We start from the raw sequence: 16932 nt of genomic DNA, 5'->3' as shown, positions 1-16932 counted from the left end.
CGTGCGCCTGACCGGGCGCGGGATCGCCGTCGCGGCGACCGGGGCGCTGCTGCTCGCCGCCGGCTGGTGGGCCGGCTACCCGCTGCTCTCCGCGCTCGGCGCCATCGGGCTCGGCGCGGTGCTGGCCGCGGTGGCGCGCACGGCGCCGGTCGCGCCGGTCGAGGTCGACCGGTCGGTGCACCCGGACCGGGTCGAGCGCGGTCGACCCGCCCTGGCCACCCTGCGGATCCGTAATCCGGGTGGCCGCCGCCGCGCCGGCTTCCTCGCCGTCGACCCGGCCGGGCCGACCAACCGGTCGGTCCGGGTCCGGGGCCTGCCCGCCGGCGGCGAGGCGACGCACCGCTACGAGCTACCCACCGGGGTCCGGGGCCGGCTGGTGGTGGGTCCACTCACCCTGGTTCGGGTCGACCCGTTCGGGCTGGCCGTCAACCGGGTCTGGGCCGGCCCCACGGCGACGCTGCGGGTGCATCCCCGGCGGTATCCGGTCCGGGTGGCGCCGGGTGCCTACCCACGGCATCACCACGAGGGCAGCGGCACCGACCGCGTCCTGCGCGGCTCGTCGGACCTGCAGGACGTACGCGAATACGTGCCCGGTGACGACCTGCGCCACCTGCACTGGAAGGCGACCGCCCGGACCGGGGCGCTGATGGTGCGCGAGCTGTCCGATCCGGACCAGCCCCGGTTCACCGTGCTGCTGGACACCCGCGCGGGGGTGCTCACCGTCGACGGTTTCGAGGAGGCGGTGGACCTGACGGCGTCGCTGCTGGGCGCGGCGGCCGGCGCCGGCCGCCGCAGCCGGCTGGCCACCTCCGCCGGGCTGGACCTGACCCTGGGCGGCGGCGCGGCGGCCACCCGACACCTGCTCGACCAGCTCTGCGAACTCGGCCAGGACGGGACGCCGGCCGATCCGGTGGTGCCGGGGGCGCTGGCCAGCGAGCGACCGGCGGGCGGAGCCCTAGCGCTGATCACCGCCGGTGCGGTGGGGCACGGCCCGCTGGCGCGACTGCGGCGGGCGTACCCGGAGGTGTTCCTGGTGGCGTTGGCGGGCGGACCCGGGCCGGACCTGCCGGCCGGCGTGCGGTTGATCACGGCCGACGGTGCCGGGCAGGCGGTCCGCCGGTGGAACGAGGCGATCCGGTGAGTCGGCGCACCGCGCCGGCGGTGCGGCCGGGGACCGCGGTCGGCATCGGCGCGCTGGTCGGCGCCGCGGCCGCCGCCGGGCTGTTCTTCGCGCCGGTGTTCGGCCTGCGGGCGCTGCTGGTGCCGGTCTGCGTACCGGCGGCGGTGCTGCTGGTGGCGGCGCTCGCCGGCACGTACCTGCGCGCGCTGGCCGGCTGGCGGCCGTGGCTGACCGCGGTGGCCGGGCTGGTGGCGGTGGTGCAGACCGCGCTCTGGTCCACCACGAAGGCCGGGCTGCCGACGGCGTCGACGCTGTCCGCGCTGGCCGCCGGGGTGACCGACTCGTGGCGGCTCGCGCTCCAGTCGACCTGGCCGGCCAGACCCGACCCGGACCTGATGCTGTTCGTCCCGTTGCTGGTGGTGGCCGCCGCCGTGCTCGGGGTGGAGCTGTGGCACCGCCGGTCGGCGCCGCTGCCGGCGCTGGTTCCGAGCTTCGCGGTCGCCCTCCTCAGTCAACTCTTCGCCCCGTTCGGCCCGGCACCGGCCGGGCTGGCCGCCCTCGGCTACGCCGCCCTCGCCGGGACCCTCGCCGCCGCGAGCGGCGTGGCCGGCGAGGACACCACGCCGGGCGGCGGCGCGGTGGTCGGTGCCCGGCCGGTCAGTGACCGGCCGCCCGGTGCGGGTGCCGGGTCGGGCTCGTCGGGGTGGCGGCGGGTCCCGGGTCTGCGGCCGGTCCTGCTGCCGGCGGCGGTCGCGGTGCTGGCCGCGGCGGGCGGTGGCCTGCTGCCGGCCGGGCCGCCCCGGTACGGGCTGGCGAAACAGCCGGCCGTGGTCACCATCGGACCGGTCAGCAACCCGCTGGACGAGATCGCCGACCGGCTCGCCCACCCCGCCCCGCCGGTGTTCCGGGTGTGGGGGGCGACCGACGTCGATCGCTGGCCGCTGGTGGTGCTGGACAACTTCGACGGAGCAAACTGGACCTCCGGTGACCGGTACCAGCGACTCGGCAGTTCGCTGCCGCCCGGCCCGCCGGTGACCGTCCGGGTCCAGCGGCGCACCGCCGAGATCGCCACCACCGGGGCCACCGGACCGTGGCTGCCCAGCCAGACCTGGCCGGCCGCGGTGCGGGGCGCCGAACCGCTGGTGGAGGTCGCCCACGGCACCCTGCTCCTGCCACCGGGCGCGGTCTCGGCCGCCCGCTACACCCTGACCTGGTGGCAGCCGCAGGTACCGGCCGAAGGACTGGCCGGGGCGGCGATCGACCCGGACGCGCCCGGTGGCCAGGGCGGAGTCGGGCCGGTGCCGCCGGGAGTGGCCGAGCTCGCCGCGGCGGCCGTCGGCCAGGTCCGACCCTCCTTCCAGGCGGCGCTGGCGCTGGAGCGGTTCCTCCGCGACAACTACCGGTTGGCGACCGGGCCACAACCGCCGACCGGGCACTCCTGGCCGCAGCTCACCGACTTCCTGCTGCACAGCAAGCGGGGCACCAGCGAGCAGTTCGCGGCCGGGTACGTGGCGCTGGCCCGGATCCTGGGCATCCCGGCCCGGCTCACCGTCGGCTACCGCACCCCGGCCGGGCCGGACCCGGACGGCGGCTACACGGTCCGCAACGGTGATGTGCTGGCCTGGCCGGAGGTGGCGGTGGCCGGCGTCGGCTGGGTGCCGCTGGACCCCGGCGGCCGACCGTCGACCGACCCGCCCGGTTCGGCCGGCTCGCTGGCCGCCGCGACCGCCCGGGAACGGGTCGACCTGCCCGCCCCGGAACGGCTGCGCGATCCGCCGGTCGCCGCGACGGCGCCGGACGGCCGGGACGGTGCCGCCGACCGGTTCCGGTTCCCGAGCTGGCCGCTGCTGGCGACCGGACTCGCCGTACCACTGTTTGGTTGGCTCGTGGGGGTGCCGACCGTCAGGGCCGCCCGAACCCGGCTGCGCCGGCGGCGGTCCGGCCCGGCCTCCATGATCGGCGCGGTCGACGAGGTGCGGGACCGGCTGCGGGCGTACGGCGTGCTGGTCTCGGCGGGGATGACGCCGCGCGACCTGGCGCGGGAGGCCGAGGCCGCAGCCGGCCCGGAGGCCGCGCGGGCCCTGCGCGAGCTCGGCACCGAGGTGGACCTGGCGCTCTGGTCCGGGCAGGCACCGGCGGGGACGACCGGGCGGGCCTGGGCGGCGGTCCGCGCGTTGTCGCGGGCACTGTCCCGCCGGGGCTGGCGGGCGCGGCTGCGGGCGGCGCTCGATCCGCGCGACCTGGTCCGGCCCGGCCGCTGATCAGCCGCCGACGCAGTTCGCGCCCCGGATCGGCTTGGGCGCGGTCTCGTAGACCCCGACGCCGTCGACGCCCTGGATCAGGAAGCAGTACCTGAGCACCGGATCCACCGGCAGCCGGTAGCTGGTGTTGCGGTGCACGAATACCGTCTCGGTGGGCTTGCCCTCGGCCGCGACGATGATGGCGAAGTCCAGCGGTTCGCTGCTGCGCCAGGAGAGCTCCACGACGTTGCCCCGGTCGACCGGGTCGATCAGCTCCAGTTGCACGGCCCGGGTCGGCGCGGGGGTGGGGCTGGTGCCACCGAACTGGGCCGGCGGGACGGCCGGCTCGGCCGGTTCGCGCAGCAGCAGCGCGGTGACGACAAGCGCGAGCAGGGCCAGGGCGCCGGCGGCGGCCGACACCAGCACCGGTCCGCGGAGCCAGGCCGGCCGCCGCCGCTCCGGCCCGAAGACCAGGATGGGTTCGCCGTCCGGCCGGGGCGCCGGCACCTCGACCGCCGACCCGGGCGCATCGTGGGGCCGGGCCTCCGCAACCGATTCGGCCAGCTCCTCCGACCCGCCCGGAGGCGGGGCGGTAGCGGCCGCCGGCTCGGCGGGGGCGGCGCGGGGCGCGATGCGGGCCAGCCGCCGGGCCACGGTCGCGGCGTCCTCGGGTCGTCCGGCCGGATCCTTGGCCAGCAACGCGGCCACCAGCCGGGCCAACTCCACCGGCAGGTCGGGCCGGTCCAGCGGCGGCACCGGCGTACCGAGCACCCGCAGCAGCCGGTCACCCTCCGGCTCACCGGGCGGCCCGTGATGCGGTGACCGACCGGAGAGCGCCAGGTACAGCACCGCGCCGAGCCCGTAGAGGTCGGTGCGTTCGTCGGCCGTCTGGTCGCGGACCGTCTCCGGCGCGAGGAAGTCCACCGCCGAGGCCGAACCGGGCGGAAACGCGTCCCGCAGGGTCCGACCGAAGTCGGCCAGCAGCGGCTCCCCGGAGGCCCGGAACAACACGTTGCCCGGGGTGACGGCGCCGTGCACCACGCCGGCCCGGTGCGCGGCGACCAGGGCCGCGCAGAGCGCGCTGCCCAGCTCCACCGCGTCCGAGACGGTGAGCGGCCCGAACGAGTCGACAAGCTCACGCAACGACTGCGCGCAGAGCTCCATCCGGAGCGCGCACCGGCCGTCGGCGAGCCGCTCCACCCGGTCGGCCACCAGCACCGGAGCGTCCACCCGCAGCGCCGCCAACCGGGCCAGCTCCCGGTCCAGGCCGGCCCGGCCACGCCGGTCCAGCCGGCCGGGAAAGACCTTGAGGGCGTACGCCTGCCCGGCCGGGTCGGTGCCCGCCAGCACGGTCGCCACCGGGCCCTCGCCCAGCGGTACGAGCTGTTCCTCGTCCGGGTTCGTCGTCATACCTCGGCCCGTCCTCGTGGTGGTGACGCGCCCGCCGGCCGCCCTGGGCACCCGCCGTCCACAGCGGATCGTGGCCGGTACCGGCCGTGCCGCTGGCCGCGACCGGGTCGCCGCCCCATCGTAGGGAGGTGCGCCGGACCGCCGCAGCCGGCGACAGGTTGCTGCCGCGCCGCGCGTCGCGTCCCGACGGCGCCAACGAGCGACCCGGCCGGGTCGGCGGGCGCGGCCAGGTCGGCCGGCACGGTCCGGTCGGCCGGCGCGGTCCGGTGGGCGCGACGAGGGTGGGGAAGGACCGGATGACGACCACAGCCCTGGTACGGGTGACCGTCGCGGCTCCGCAGCGGCGGATGGATCTGGCGCTGCCGGAACGCTCGCCGGTGGCGGAACTGCTGCCCGGGCTGCTGCGGCAGGCGGGCGAGAACCTGGCCGACGACGGGGTGACCGACGGGGGCTGGCTGCTGCGCCGCGCCGACGGGCGGGCCGTGGACGCCGCCCGCACTCTCGGCGGGCAGGCGGTCACCGACGGGGAGGTGCTGCACCTGGTGCCCCGCCGGCTCGACTGGCCGGAGCTGGAGTACGACGACCTGGTGGACGCGATCGCCGGCGGTGCCCGCCGGGCCGGTCGGGAGTGGGGACCGGCGCAGACCCGACTGTCGGGGTTGGCGGTGGCGGCCGGCGCGGTGCCGCTCGCGCTCGCCGCGTTGCTGCGGGCGGGTCCGCCCTGGCCGCTGCCCGCGCTGCTGGCGTTGGCGGTGGCCGGCGTGCTGCTGGTGGCGGCTACCGTGCTGGCCCGGGTGGTCGGTGACGCGCGGGCCGGGGCGGCGCTGGCCGCGCTCGCGTTGCCCTGCGCCGCCACCGGTGGCGCGCTGGCGTTCGGGGGCCGGCTGCCGCTCTCCGCGTTCGGCGCCCCGCACCTGCTGGGCGGCTGCGCGCTGCTGCTGGTCGTCGCCGGCCTCGGTTATCTCGCGGTGGCCGACCTGCTCGCCGTCTTCGCCGGCGCCGCCACCGCCGGGTTGCTCGGCGGGTCGGCCGGATGGGCGGTGACCGCCGGCCTGACCGACGGCACCGGCGCCGCGGCGGTGCTGGCCGGGGTCCTGCTCCTCTTCTCCCCGCTGTTCGGACCGCTGGCGGTAAGGCTGGGCCGGGTGCCGCTGCCGGTGCTGCCCCGCTCGGCCGCCGACCTGGTCCGGGACGACCCGCAACCGCCCCGCCGGGCGGTGTACGCCGCGGTGCTGCGCGCCGACGCTTGGCTGACCGGCCTGCTGACCGGCGCGGCGCTCGTGGCGGCCTGCTGCCAGGTGCTGTTGGCCCGGGCGCCCGGCTGGCCGGCGGTGCTGCTGCTCGGCGTACTCGCGTCGGGGTTCGGGGTTCGAGCCCGGCTCTATCCGGCGGTGCGGCACCGGGCTCCGCTGCTGGCGGCCGGCCTGACCGGGGCCGGTTGCCTGGCGGCCGGTCCGCTGATGGCCGATCCGGGCCGGGCGGTGGCCCTGGCGGTGCCGCTGCTGACGGTCGTCGCGGTGCTCGGCGTCCTGCTCGGCCTGCGCTACAGCGGTCGGCGCCCCGGCCCGGTGCTGGGCCGGTACGCGGAGGTGGCCGAGGTGCTGCTCGTGCTCGGCGCGGTGCCGGCGGTCTGCGCGGTGCTCGGCCTGTTCGCGCTGGTCCGCGGCCTGGGCGGCTGAGGTGGCGACCCGGCGGGACCAGGCCCAGTCCTGGCGGTTCCTCGGCCAGCGGGTGGTCTCGGCGCTGGTGATCCGGGACCCGGACCCGGAGCAGCCGCCGTTCCGGCGGCCGCTGGCCGCGGCCTTCGCCAGCCTGGCGATCACCGTGCTGCTGCTCGCCGGGGTCGGCGTCTACGGTCTGCTAGTGCCGGGCGGGAACCGGTCCTGGCGCGACGGTGACGCGGTCATCGTGGTGAAGGAGACCGGTGCCCGGTACGTCTTCGTGGACGGTCGGCTGCACCCGGTGCTCAACTACGCCTCCGCGTTGCTGGCGTTGGAACGGCACGCGCCGACCCGGACGGTGTCCCGCCGCTCCCTGCTCGACGTACCCCGGGGTCCCCGGCTCGGCATCCCGGACGCCCCGGACACGCTGCCGGGACCGGAGGCCGTTCTGGCCGACGGTTGGAGCCTCTGTTCCCGCCCGCCCGACGCCGGCATTCCCGCCGGCCGCAGCGTCCTGCTGGTCGGCGCGCCGGCGCGCGACGGTCAGCCCCTCGACGACCGGGCGCTGCTGGTGGAGGTGCCGGCCACCGGTGAGCGGCAGCTGATCTGGCGCGGCCACCGGCACGCGGTGGCGGAGCCCGAGACCGTCACCGCCGGCCTGGCGCTCGGCGTCGAGCCGTGGACCGCCGCCGACGCCGAGGTGGTCGACCAGATCCCGGCCGGGACCCCGATCGGGCCGATCCCGGTCGCCAAGGCCGGTCGACCGTCCACCGCCGTACCCGGGCGGTCCGATCTGCGGGCCGGGCAGCTCGTGGTGGCGAGCACCTCGGGCGGCGACAGCCAGCACTTCCTGGTGACCGCCGACGCGCTGCGCCCGATCACCGAACTCCAGTACGACATCCAGCTGGCGTACCCGCGCACCACGGCCGCGTACGGCGGAACCGAACCGGTCGGCATCGCCCTCGGACCGGCGCTGGCGTCGCGGGCGCGGCTGGCCCCGGCGGCCGATCCGGGGCCGGGCGCCCCGCCGGCCAGCCGGCCGGAGTTCGCCGCGCCGGGCCGCGGTCCGGCCGGGGTGTGCGTGACGTTCCGTGGCGGCGAGTTCGTTCCGGAGGTCCGCATCGACGTCCGGCTGCCGGCCGTCGACCCGTTCGGCGACACCGGCGGTCGCACCGCGGCCGGTCTGCCGCTCGCCGACGAGGTGCACGTCCGGCCCGGACACGCGGCGCTGGTGCTGGCGCTGCCGAATCCGCAGGCCACCACCGGTGCTCTGGTTCTCGTGACCGACCAGGGGCGGGGACATCCGCTGTCCGGGCCGGGGGTGCCGGCGATGCTCGGATACGAGCGGGCCGTGCCGGTCCGGCTGCCGGCCGGCCTGGTCGCCCGGGTGCCGATGGGTGCCGGCCTCGACCCGGTGACGGCGCGGGCGGTCGACCCGCCGGTCGGCGCCGCCGGCGGCTGAACCGGCGGGTCAGAACCGGGCCGTGATCGGGTTGGGCAGCGCCCGCCGCTCCGGCGGGATCATGATGTCCAGCAGCAGCAGGTCGAACGGCTCCGCCGCGTGCAGACGCGACAGTGCGATCGTCGGCGCGACGATCCACGGTTGGGTCGGACCGCAGCAGTTGCGCAGTCGGTCCAGGGCCGAGTAGGCGAGCAACGCCAGCCGGCCGTCCTTTGTCGTCCGCATGACGATCCGCGCGTCGGCGGCGTCGGTGACCTCCGCCAGGCAGGGCAGGTAGACAACCGGCGGGAAGTCGTGCGGTAGGCGTCCCGCCGGCCCGAGGTCGTCGAAGGGCGATCCGGTCATCGATTCTTCCTCTGGTCTGGTCGGGCTAACCGAAGATCTGGTGGTAGACCCATTCGGCGCCGTCGCCGATGGCCTCGCCGGCACCGGCGGCGGCGTCGGCGACGGCGGCCGCCCCGTCGTGGATCGCGGCGTTGATGCCGTCGGCGTTCTCGTAGAGTGCGTCCACCGCGCCGCCGGCGAAGAGCCCGGCAACCAGGCCGACCCCGGCTCCGACCACGGTGCCGATCGGGCCGCCGATCGCCGTACCGATCAGCATGCCGGTGCCGGTCGAGGCGAGGAACCCGGCGCTGTTGGAGACGATCGCCTGGTCCAGCGACTCGCCATTGGCCATGTCGACGGGAATCGCAGCCAGGCTCAGCAGGCCGCCCGCGCCCCGCCCGACCATGGTGGCCGTCCGGACGAACTGCGCGTTGTGCCGCGCGTCCGGCAGGAAGTCGTTGGCGATGCTCGGATACAGCGGGTCGTGCGTGTGCCAGCGGGACAGGACTCCGGCTCCGCCGTTGATGGCGCTCGCGGTGACCAGGTACCACTTGTTCTGCAGGGCCTGGGCGACGTTCTCCAGCGTGTCGCCGGTGAAGTTCAGCAGGTGGTCGATGGGGCCGCCGGTCGGTCCCTGCGCGACGATCTGCGCCGTCCCCTCGGTGAGCGTGTTGACCCCGTCCGCCAGCACCTGCACGAACTCGGCCTGGGCGGCCTCCCGGACGCCGTCGGGAAGTGTGAAGGTGCTTGCGTAGCCGGCGACGTTCTGGTCGATCAGCTGGTGAATGCCGGTCTTGACGTGGGTCACCGCGTCGGCGAAGTGCTCGGCCCGGGCGGCCATCTCCCGCATCGCGGCGGCGTTCGCGCCGGCCACGGTGCCGATCTGGCCGGCGCTGTCCTGCATCGCCGCCCCGGCGGCATCCGGCCAGGCGGCGTCGACGCCGGTGGCGCCGGCGCCGGCGGCGGTTTCGAAACCCTGGGCCGAGTTCGCCCAACCGGCGGCGAGCGAGCGGATCGCGTCCTCGTCGGAGTCCGGCCAACCACTGAGCGCCCGCACCTGCGCCCAGAGGCCGGTGGCGTCCGACGGTTCGGGGATCGGCATCTCACCCCACCTCCGGGCCGGCGCCCGGCACCCCGGCCGTCGCGTTCGCCTCGGCGGTCTCGTACCCGCCCACCGCCTGCATGGCGGCGTTGCTGAGGCCCTCGTACATCGGTGGTATCTGGGCGGCGGTCCGCCGGACGGACTGGCTCGCCGCCGTGTACCAGGAGGAGAACGCCTGCCCGAGTGGCCCGCCACCGATGCCGCTCTCGGCGGCCGTGGCCGCCTGCTGGGCCGCCGACCAGGTGTCATTGAGGGTTCGGCCCACGGCGGCGAACTGGCCGATCGCCGCCGCGGCGGAGGTTGTCTCGACGGCCGCGAAGCTGCCGTCAACGGGGCTGGTCATGGCGGTCCTCCTGGCTCATCTCCCGTTCGAGTTGCCGGAGCACCACGTCGAAGCCGAGGTCGGTGTCCGCCCGGTTCGCGCGCGGCGCCAGCACCGCCCGGGACAGCGCGAAGACCTGGTCCGCGGCGAGTGCCCCGGCCCGGCGGATGGTCTCGGTGATCAGCCGGGCCAGCAACCGGGAGTCGGGGTCGCGGTACACCCGGGGATCGAGGGCCAGCTCGACGAGTTCGCCGCGACCGCCGACCGTCGCGGTGACAAGTCCGTCGTCGGATTCGGCGGTGACCCGGACCTCGCCGATCCGGCGCTGGATGGTGAGCAGGTCGGCGTGCAGCCGCTTCCGGTCCGGGCCGACCGGCAGGGGTACCGATGTCACGTCGCGCATGACGTCCCGGCCGTCCGCGACCGGGCGTCGTCCGGTGCTGGCCGCCGGACCTGCCACAACTCGTCGTCGAGCACCTGGTCGGCGTCCTCGTCAGCGGCCGCGGGGCGGCCGAACGGCAGCGACCCGACCGGTGGGCCGGCCCGGCCACCGAGCCGGGGCGGTACCCCGGGCACGGTACGAAGTGGCCGGTCGCGGTGGCTGCGGGACCGGTCGTCCGCGGTACCCGCCGTCGGGGTGCCGCCGCCGGCACCGAGGCCGGCGGCGAGCGGCGGCACCATCCCGAGCGGTGGCCGGACAAAGCCGCCGCCGGTCGGACCGGTCGTCGCCGCACCGGCGGCACCACCGGCGCCGGCGGCGGGTGGGGTGCCGGCACCGGTCGGCGGGACGGCTCCGACCGGCGCGGCGGCGCGGGGAATCGTCGTCGCCCCGGTGTCCGCGACGCCGGCTCCGACGCCGAGGCCGCCCGGCCGGCCGCCGCCTCCGCCGATGGCGCCCGGCAGCACCGGGCGGGGAGTTCCGGCGCCCGGCAGCACCGGGCGGGGAGTTCCGGCGCCGGGCAGCACCGGGCGGGGCGTTCCCGCGCCGGGTACCAGACCGCCGCCGGGCACCGGTGCGATGGCGGGTGGTCGACCGGCGGGCGGGATGACCGGAACCGGCCCGGCCGCCCCGGCCGCTGGTGGGGGTACGCCCGCCCCGCCGATGGTGCCGGGGGACACCCCGGTGACCGGTGCGGGTGGCGCGGCGGCCCGGGCCAGGCCGGTCGGGTCGCCGGCCGCCCCCGGCGCGGCCGCTCCGGCCGGACCTGCGGCCCCGCCCGCCGCCGGTACGGCACCACCGGCCGCTCCGGCGCCGCCGGTCGGCGCGCCGGCCGCGCCGAGGTCCGCCGGCACGGGCTGCCCGCCGGCCACGCCCGCCACGCCGGCCGCCGGGCCGGCAGCCGTGGTCTGCGCCGCGCCGCCAGCGCCCGGACCGGCCGCGCCGCCCCCCGCCGGACCGGCTCCGGCGGCGCCGCCCGGCAGGCCCATCGTGGTCGCCGCGTCGCCCGCGCCGGCGGGTCCGTCCCAGGCCACCCCGGCCGGGGTACGGGCGACCACCCCGGCCGCGTCCCCGAACGCCTGATCGAGGGCCGCCAACGCCGCTCTCGCCTCCGCCACGGTGTTCTCCAACTGGCCGATGTACACCGAGGCCAGCAGCGTCATGTTCCCGGCGGTGACCGGATCCGGATAGGGTCCGGCGATCGAGGCGAGCTGCCCCACCAGAGCGTCGGCGGTCTGCCGGAGTTCCCGGACCCGGGTCACCGTCGCGTCGATCTCGGCGGCCAGGCCGGTCATCGACTCCTGGACGCCGCTGTCGGCCAGGGTCGCCTGCCAGGCGCGCACCACCGCGGTGCTCACCTCCATCCGGTCCAGATAGGACTGTCCGGCGACGTCCGTCCAACCCGGTTGGATCTGCCCGGCGGTGTTCCACAACAGTGCTTCGGTGTCGCGCAGGCCGGTGGCCATCGCGGTCCACGACTCGCGGCTGGCCAGGATCGGGTCGCGGTGCGCGAGCTGCGCCTCGGCCCGGCGGTGCAGTTCGCCGAGTTCGGCCAGGAGCGCGGTCAGGTCAGGCATGGGGGATCCTCGGTCCGGTGGCGGGTGCGGCCGGAATCGCCTGCCCGGCGGCGGCGTCCCGGTCGGTGTAGACGGCCGCGGCGCCGGTGGCGACCGAGGCGTACGCCTCGACGCCCTGCCGGGCCTCGGCCAGGAACGCGGCGAACCGGCCGGCCGCGGTGTGCACCTCGGCGATGTACTGCCGGCAGCCGGGTAGCGCGTCGGCGCAGTCGACGGCACCCGCGTCGAGCTGGGCGGCCGCCGTCTCGGCGGCGGTGGCGGCGGTCGGCTCCAGCTGGGCCGCCCCGCCCTGCAGGATCTCGGTCACGCCGTGCAGGAACGGTCCTGGTGCGGTCACGGCACTCCTTCCGGTTGCGTCGATGTCGGGTCGGGGATCGGTCTCGGGTCGGTCGGTCGGGTCGGGTCGGTCGGGTCGGTCGGTCAGCCGGTCGGCGGCAGCCAGGCCAGTTGCAGCAGCTGGGCCGGTTGCCCGCGGCTGATCAGGCGGCCCCGTCCGGGCGGCAGCGGCTCGGCCTTGAGACCGCCGAGCAGCGGCCCCTCGTCCCGGCTGCCGGCCAGTTGCAGGCCGGGCGATCCGACGTCGCGCAGCCGGGCGAGGAAGGTCTCGTACAACGCCCGCCCGGCGCCACCGCTGCGCCGGGTGACCACGACGTGTAGACCGAGTTCGTGACCTCGCGGCAGGTAGCCGAGCAGCGGCTGGAACGGGTTGTCGCCCGGCCCGATGACCAGGTCGTAGTCGTCGACCAGGAGGAACAGCTCCGGTCCCCGCCACCAGGAGCGGCGGCGGACCTGCTCGGTGGTGACGTCGGGGCCGGGCACCCGCTCGGCGATCGCCCGGGCCGTCTCGTGGATCAGCCGGCGGCTGCTGTCCGGGTCGGTGCCGTGCCCGAGCAGGTGCTCGGCCGGTAGCTCGCCGAGCAGGCTCCGGCGGTGGTCGATCACCACGAAGCGCGCCCGGCCGGGCGGCTGGGCGACCGCGATCCGCCGGGCCAGCAGCCGCAGGAAGCCGGTCTTGCCGGAGCGGGTGTCGCCGAGCAGCAGCAGGTGCGGATCGGCGTCGAAGTCCAGTTCGACCGGGGCCAGGTCCTGCTCGCCGATGCCGATGCTGACCCGCAGCCCGTCGCCGGCGGCGGCCGTGGGCGCCGGCAGGTCGGCGTCGGCCACGACCGCCGGCAGCAGGCGTACGCCCGGGGCCCGCCGGCCCGCCCACCCGGCGCTGACGCCCGCGGCCAGCGCCGTCACCGCGTCGGTCAGGTCGGCGGTGCGGGCGATGCCGTCCGCGCGCGGCAGGGCCAGCAGCATCTGCTGCCCGCCGGCGGTGATCCCGCGTCCCGGCGCGTCCTTCGGCACCCGGGCGGCGGCCGCCCGGTCGATCGCGCTGTCGATCGACTCGGCCAGCCGCAGCTCGATCCGGCTGCCGAACATGTCCCGTACGGCGGGTCGCAGGTCCATCCAGCGCGAGCAGGCCACCAGCAGGTGGATCCCGTAGCCGAGCCCGCGGGCGACCAGGTCGGCGACGGCCGTCTCGACCTGCTCGAAGTCCTTGCGCAGGGTCTGCCATCCGTCGACCACCAGGAACACGTCGCCGTACGGGTCGTCGGCGAACTCGCCCCGGTCCCGGGCGGCCCGGTAGCCGCTGATGCCGTCCACCTCGTGTTCGGCGAACCGCCGTTCCCGCTCGGCCAGCAGCGCGGTGAGCTGGGCGACGGTCCGTTTCACCGCGCCGGCGTTCTGCCGGCCGGCCACCCCACCGAGGTGCGGCAGCCCGCGCAGCGCCGCCAGCCCGCCGCCGCCGAGGTCCAGGCAGTAGAACTGCACCTGCCGTGCGCTGTGGGTCAGGGCGAGGCCGGCGATCACCGTCCGCAGGGCGGTGCTCTTGCCGCTGCGCGGCCCGCCCACCACCGCGAGGTGTCCGGCACCCGCCGACAGGTCGAACTCCAGCAGGTCACGCCGCTGCTCCAGCGGTCGGTCGACGATCCCCACCGGGACGCGCAGCCGGCCGGCCGGCGCCCGGCCCGGCCCGCTGCCGGGTGGGCCGAGCAGCTGGTCCAGGGTGGGCGGTTCGCCCAGCGGGGGCAGCCAGATCTGGTGTGCCGGGCTGCCCTGCCCGATGAGGCGCTCCACCAGGATGTCCAGCAGGGAGTCGCCGTCGGGCTCCGGATCGGTGCCCGGGTCCGGGCCGCTGGGCGTGGCCGCCGGGCCGGGCGGAAGCTGCTCGGTGGTGTAGCTGAGCAGCCGTACCCCGCCGGCCTCGGCCGGGTCGTCGCCGGCCGGGCCGCGGTGGGTGCCGGACACGTACGCGGCCCGGAACCGGATCGGCGGCTCCGCGCCGTAGGTGAGGAAGCCGTGCCCGGGTGCCCGGGGAAGCTGGAAGGCGTCGGTGACCCCGAGCACGGTGCGGCTGTCGGCGGCCGAGAAGGTCCGCAGCCCGATCCGGTACGACAGGTGCGCGTCCAGGCCGCGCAGCCGGCCCTCCTCCAGCCGTTGGCTGGCCAGCAGCAGGTGCACCCCGAGCGACCGGCCCAGCCGTCCGATCTGGACGAAGGTCTCGATGAACTCCTGCTTCTGGGAGAGCAGCTCGCTGAACTCGTCGCAGATGACCAGCAGGGTCGGCACCTCCGGCAGGTCGGCGCCCGCCGCCCTGGCCCGTTCGTAGTCGCGCAGCGAGGAGAAGCCGCCGGCCGCCCGCAGCAGTTCCTGCCGGCGGGTCAGTTCGCCGTTGAGGGCGTCGGCGGTCCGGTCGACGAGCGGCAGCTCCTCGGCCAGGTTGGTGATCACCGCACTGGTGTGCGGGAGGGCGTCCAGCCGGGTGAAGGTGGCGCCGCCCTTGAAGTCGATGAGCGCGAAGTTCAGTGAGCTCGGCGGGTGGGTCACCGCGAGGGCGAGGACCAGGGTACGCAGCAGCTCGCTCTTGCCGGAGCCGGTCGCGCCGATGAGCAGGCCGTGCGGACCCATGCCGTCCTGCGCCGACTCCTTGAGGTCCAGCTCGATCGGGGTGCCGTCGGGTCGCAGCCCGAACATCACCCGCAGGCGTTCCCGCTCCGGGCGGGGGGTCCAGCCGGCGGCGACGTGGTAGCCGCGGGGGTCGCCGAGGTCCAGCAGTTCGGCGAGCGTCAGGTCGGTGGTCAGACCGGGGTCACCGCCGGTCAGGCGTAGCGGCGCGAGCTGGCGGGCCAGCGCTTCCGCGGTCGTCGCGTCGAGCGCGTCGGCCCGGCCGAGTCGGGTCGCACCGTCCCGGGTGGCGGCGGTGAGCGTTCCGTCGGCGTCCAGTTCGAGGACGACGGCCAGCCGGCCCAGCGCCCGGGGTGGGGTGGCGGTCAGGTCGATGACCAGGACCCCTTCGACGCCGCCGGGGCTGGCCAGGTGCTCGGAGCCGGTCCGGTCGCCGCCGTCGATGACGACGACGAGTTGCGGGCCGGTGGCGCGACGGCCGTCGGGGTCGAACCGGGGCCGGGAGGTGAGCGACTCGGCCAGCAGCTCCTCCAGGTCCTGCAGGTCCGCGGTGACCAGCCGGACCGGCCCGGCGGCGTCGGTCCGGTCCGGGTGCAGGGCGTGCGGCAGCCACTTCACCCAGTCCCAGTCGGCTCGCCGCTGGTTCGCGACGCAGACCGCGATCCGCAGGTCGTCCGGGGCGTGCAGGGTGGCGAGCTGGGCGAGCATGGCGCGCGCCAGCGGCACCGTGCCGGTCCGTGGGCCGCGCAGGTACAGCCGGGCGAATCCGGTGAGCGGCAGCGCCAGCGGCAGGTCGGCGACGGCGTGGTAGGCGCGGACGAATCGGCGCAGCGCGAGCGCGGAGAGGGGTTCGAGCTGTTCCATCGGCTGGGTGTCCGGCGGTACCAGCGTCATCGCCGGGGCCTGCGGGCCGACGCCGATCCGGGTGACCGCGAAGTCGGCGTCGTCCGGGCGCCGCTCCCAGAGCCGGTAGCTGCCGACCAGCGACCAGAGCGCGTCCGGCTCGGGGTGCAGGTACTGCAGGGCGGCCCGCTGCCGTCCGATGGCGCGGCGCAGCCGGATCCGCCGCTGGGCGAGCCCGCGCAGGTACAGCCGGCGGGCGTACGCCATCTCGCGCCGGCCGGCTCCGCCGCCGCCGAGCAGGGCGAACACCACCACGCCGATGACCACCACGCCGAGCACCGCGAAGATCACCAGGCGCACCGTCGAGGAGAGCGACCCGGAGAAGACCACAAGCATCACCGCCATCACGGCGAAGAGCGGCAGGATGCCGAGGAACTGGGTCCACTGCCGACCGGCCGGGGGCGGGATCGCGGGCGGGGCCTCCAACAGCAGTTCGCCGGCCGGCAGTTCCGGGGCGGGCTGCCGTGGTTGCCGGCGTACGACGACGATCGCCACGTGCCCTCCCTGCGTGCCCGCTCCGCCCGGCGCGCACCGCGCCCGAGGTGGATCGTGTCGCACGGCGGCGCCGCCCGGCGCGGCCGTGGCAGGAAGGTGCCGGTCCGGGCCGGGTGCCCCGACGCGTGGTTAGCGTCGTGGTGTCCGCCGACGGTCGGCCGGACGCATCGACGCCGTCGCGGCGCGGGCCGCCGACGGGGAGGGAGAGCGGCCATGGGCGCAGAGCAGCTCCACGGCGTAACCGAGACGCTCAGTCAGACCGCCGGCACCGCGGGCACCGTCACGGGGAACATGGTGGGGCATCAGACGACCCTGCGGGGACTGGTGGAGACGATGCGTGGGCAGTGGGAGGGCACCACGCGCCCGGCCTTCGAAACCGCCTACGCCGGCTGGGAGGACGGCGTCACCCGGTTGGTCACCGCGCTGACCGAGCTGGGGGACAACACCCGGACGTCAGGCGTCATCTACGAGGGTGCCGACCAGGGTGCCACCGCCGGTTTCAACGGGCTGCAGGGCGGGGCGCCGTTCGGCGGCGCGACGCGGGCCTGACACGAACGCGGCGACGCGAGAAGGGATCGGGACAATGGAGATCAGGGCCAACTTCGTTGCGCTGGAGGATCTGGAAGGGCGGATCCGGCGCACCGTCGAGGCGGTCGGGGAGGAGATGGCGACCTGGCAGCAGGCCACCGGCGTCGCCCTGACCGACTGGCAGGACGTCGCGGGCACCGAGTTCGAGGGTGTGTCCACGGCGTGGCTGCGGTTGACCGAACTGCAGAACACGTTCCTCACCGAGCTGGGATTTGCGGTGGGCAACGCCAACAACGAGATGCAGGGCGCCCTCCAACAGGCGCGAGCGCTGGTAGGTGGCACCGCGTTGTGATCGGGGGTACGCCGGAGGGGACGACCACCAGGTCGTCCCCTCCGA

14 protein-coding genes are annotated in these 16932 nt (G+C 76.5%); 6 read left to right on the top strand and 8 right to left on the bottom strand.

Annotation, left to right across the window (positions count from 1 at the left end; translation table 11 throughout):
- The first annotated feature begins 1 nt into the window (after nucleotide 1).
- Nucleotides 2–1141, top strand: a complete 1140-nt coding sequence (locus O7627_RS21485; protein WP_278095297.1) for a DUF58 domain-containing protein — start codon at nucleotides 2–4, stop codon at nucleotides 1139–1141.
- Nucleotides 1138–3381 (top strand): transglutaminase domain-containing protein, encoded by a 2244-nt coding sequence (locus O7627_RS21480; RefSeq protein ID WP_278095296.1) that lies wholly within the window; start codon nucleotides 1138–1140, stop codon nucleotides 3379–3381. The genes O7627_RS21485 and O7627_RS21480 overlap by 4 nt, the downstream gene beginning before the upstream one ends.
- On the opposite strand, the gene O7627_RS21475 is transcribed toward O7627_RS21480, so the two are convergent.
- Nucleotides 3382–4770 carry a serine/threonine-protein kinase gene (locus O7627_RS21475; RefSeq protein ID WP_278095295.1) on the bottom strand — a complete coding sequence of 463 codons (1389 nt, stop codon included), beginning with the start codon at nucleotides 4768–4770 and terminating at the stop codon, nucleotides 3382–3384.
- Between the two features lie 128 nt (nucleotides 4771–4898).
- On the opposite strand from O7627_RS21475, the gene eccD reads away from it, so the two are divergent.
- Both eccD and eccB read left to right on the top strand, forming a co-directional pair.
- The gene (eccD, locus tag O7627_RS21470) at nucleotides 4899–6449 is read left to right on the top strand and encodes a type VII secretion integral membrane protein EccD (RefSeq protein ID WP_278095294.1); all 1551 of its coding nucleotides are present in this window, start codon (nucleotides 4899–4901) and stop codon (nucleotides 6447–6449) included.
- Between the two features lies 1 nt (nucleotide 6450).
- Nucleotides 6451–7893 (top strand): type VII secretion protein EccB, encoded by a 1443-nt coding sequence (gene eccB, locus O7627_RS21465; RefSeq protein ID WP_278095293.1) that lies wholly within the window; start codon nucleotides 6451–6453, stop codon nucleotides 7891–7893.
- Nucleotides 7894–7902: 9 nt separating this feature from the next.
- Here eccB and O7627_RS21460 read toward each other — a convergent pair whose 3' ends face one another.
- The 7 genes from O7627_RS21460 to eccCa form a co-directional block, all read right to left on the bottom strand.
- Nucleotides 7903–8238 (bottom strand): SAV_915 family protein, encoded by a 336-nt coding sequence (locus O7627_RS21460; protein ID WP_278095292.1) that lies wholly within the window; start codon nucleotides 8236–8238, stop codon nucleotides 7903–7905.
- Nucleotides 8239–8263: 25 nt separating this feature from the next.
- On the bottom strand, nucleotides 8264–9319 hold the full coding sequence (locus tag O7627_RS21455) for a hypothetical protein (RefSeq protein WP_278095291.1): 1056 nt from the start codon (nucleotides 9317–9319) through the stop codon (nucleotides 8264–8266).
- Nucleotide 9320: 1 nt separating this feature from the next.
- Nucleotides 9321–9662, bottom strand: a complete 342-nt coding sequence (locus O7627_RS21450) for a hypothetical protein (protein ID WP_278095290.1) — start codon at nucleotides 9660–9662, stop codon at nucleotides 9321–9323.
- Nucleotides 9646–10035 carry a YbaB/EbfC family nucleoid-associated protein gene (locus tag O7627_RS21445; RefSeq protein WP_278095289.1) on the bottom strand — a complete coding sequence of 130 codons (390 nt, stop codon included), beginning with the start codon at nucleotides 10033–10035 and terminating at the stop codon, nucleotides 9646–9648. The genes O7627_RS21450 and O7627_RS21445 overlap by 17 nt, the downstream gene beginning before the upstream one ends.
- Nucleotides 10032–11657 carry a hypothetical protein gene (locus O7627_RS21440; protein ID WP_278095288.1) on the bottom strand — a complete coding sequence of 542 codons (1626 nt, stop codon included), beginning with the start codon at nucleotides 11655–11657 and terminating at the stop codon, nucleotides 10032–10034. The genes O7627_RS21445 and O7627_RS21440 overlap by 4 nt, the downstream gene beginning before the upstream one ends.
- Nucleotides 11650–11994 carry a hypothetical protein gene (locus O7627_RS21435; protein WP_278095287.1) on the bottom strand — a complete coding sequence of 115 codons (345 nt, stop codon included), beginning with the start codon at nucleotides 11992–11994 and terminating at the stop codon, nucleotides 11650–11652. Before O7627_RS21435 ends, O7627_RS21440 begins: the two co-directional genes overlap by 8 nt.
- An 83-nt stretch (nucleotides 11995–12077) precedes the next feature.
- Entirely contained in the window at nucleotides 12078–16007 is a 3930-nt protein-coding gene (eccCa, locus tag O7627_RS21430) for a type VII secretion protein EccCa (RefSeq protein WP_278095286.1), read from the bottom strand.
- A 213-nt stretch (nucleotides 16008–16220) separates the two neighbouring features.
- Here eccCa and O7627_RS21425 point away from each other — a divergent pair, with 213 nt between their 5' ends.
- Both O7627_RS21425 and O7627_RS21420 read left to right on the top strand, forming a co-directional pair.
- Complete coding sequence (locus O7627_RS21425) at nucleotides 16221–16556, top strand: WXG100 family type VII secretion target (RefSeq protein ID WP_278095285.1); 336 nt, start codon at nucleotides 16221–16223, stop codon at nucleotides 16554–16556.
- A gap of 34 nt (nucleotides 16557–16590) precedes the next feature.
- Nucleotides 16591–16887, top strand: coding sequence for a hypothetical protein (locus O7627_RS21420; RefSeq protein WP_278095284.1), 297 nt, complete (start codon nucleotides 16591–16593; stop codon nucleotides 16885–16887).
- Nucleotides 16888–16932 lie beyond the last annotated feature (45 nt).

The sequence above is a fragment of the Solwaraspora sp. WMMD1047 genome (assembly GCF_029626155.1).
Classification (GTDB): domain Bacteria; phylum Actinomycetota; class Actinomycetes; order Mycobacteriales; family Micromonosporaceae; genus WMMD1047.
Note: the sequence above shows the minus strand (reverse complement) of the source record. Positions and strands in the feature narration are given on the sequence as shown.

Coding starts and splice junctions, on each gene's coding strand:
- O7627_RS21475 (WP_278095295.1), bottom strand. CDS start 4,770: ATGACGACGAACCCGGACGAGGAACAGCTCGTACCGCTGGGCGAGGGC.
- O7627_RS21460 (WP_278095292.1), bottom strand. CDS start 8,238: ATGACCGGATCGCCCTTCGACGACCTCGGGCCGGCGGGACGCCTACCG.
- O7627_RS21455 (WP_278095291.1), bottom strand. CDS start 9,319: ATGCCGATCCCCGAACCGTCGGACGCCACCGGCCTCTGGGCGCAGGTG.
- O7627_RS21450 (WP_278095290.1), bottom strand. CDS start 9,662: ATGACCAGCCCCGTTGACGGCAGCTTCGCGGCCGTCGAGACAACCTCC.
- O7627_RS21440 (WP_278095288.1), bottom strand. CDS start 11,657: ATGCCTGACCTGACCGCGCTCCTGGCCGAACTCGGCGAACTGCACCGC.
- O7627_RS21425 (WP_278095285.1), top strand. CDS start 16,221: ATGGGCGCAGAGCAGCTCCACGGCGTAACCGAGACGCTCAGTCAGACC.
- O7627_RS21420 (WP_278095284.1), top strand. CDS start 16,591: ATGGAGATCAGGGCCAACTTCGTTGCGCTGGAGGATCTGGAAGGGCGG.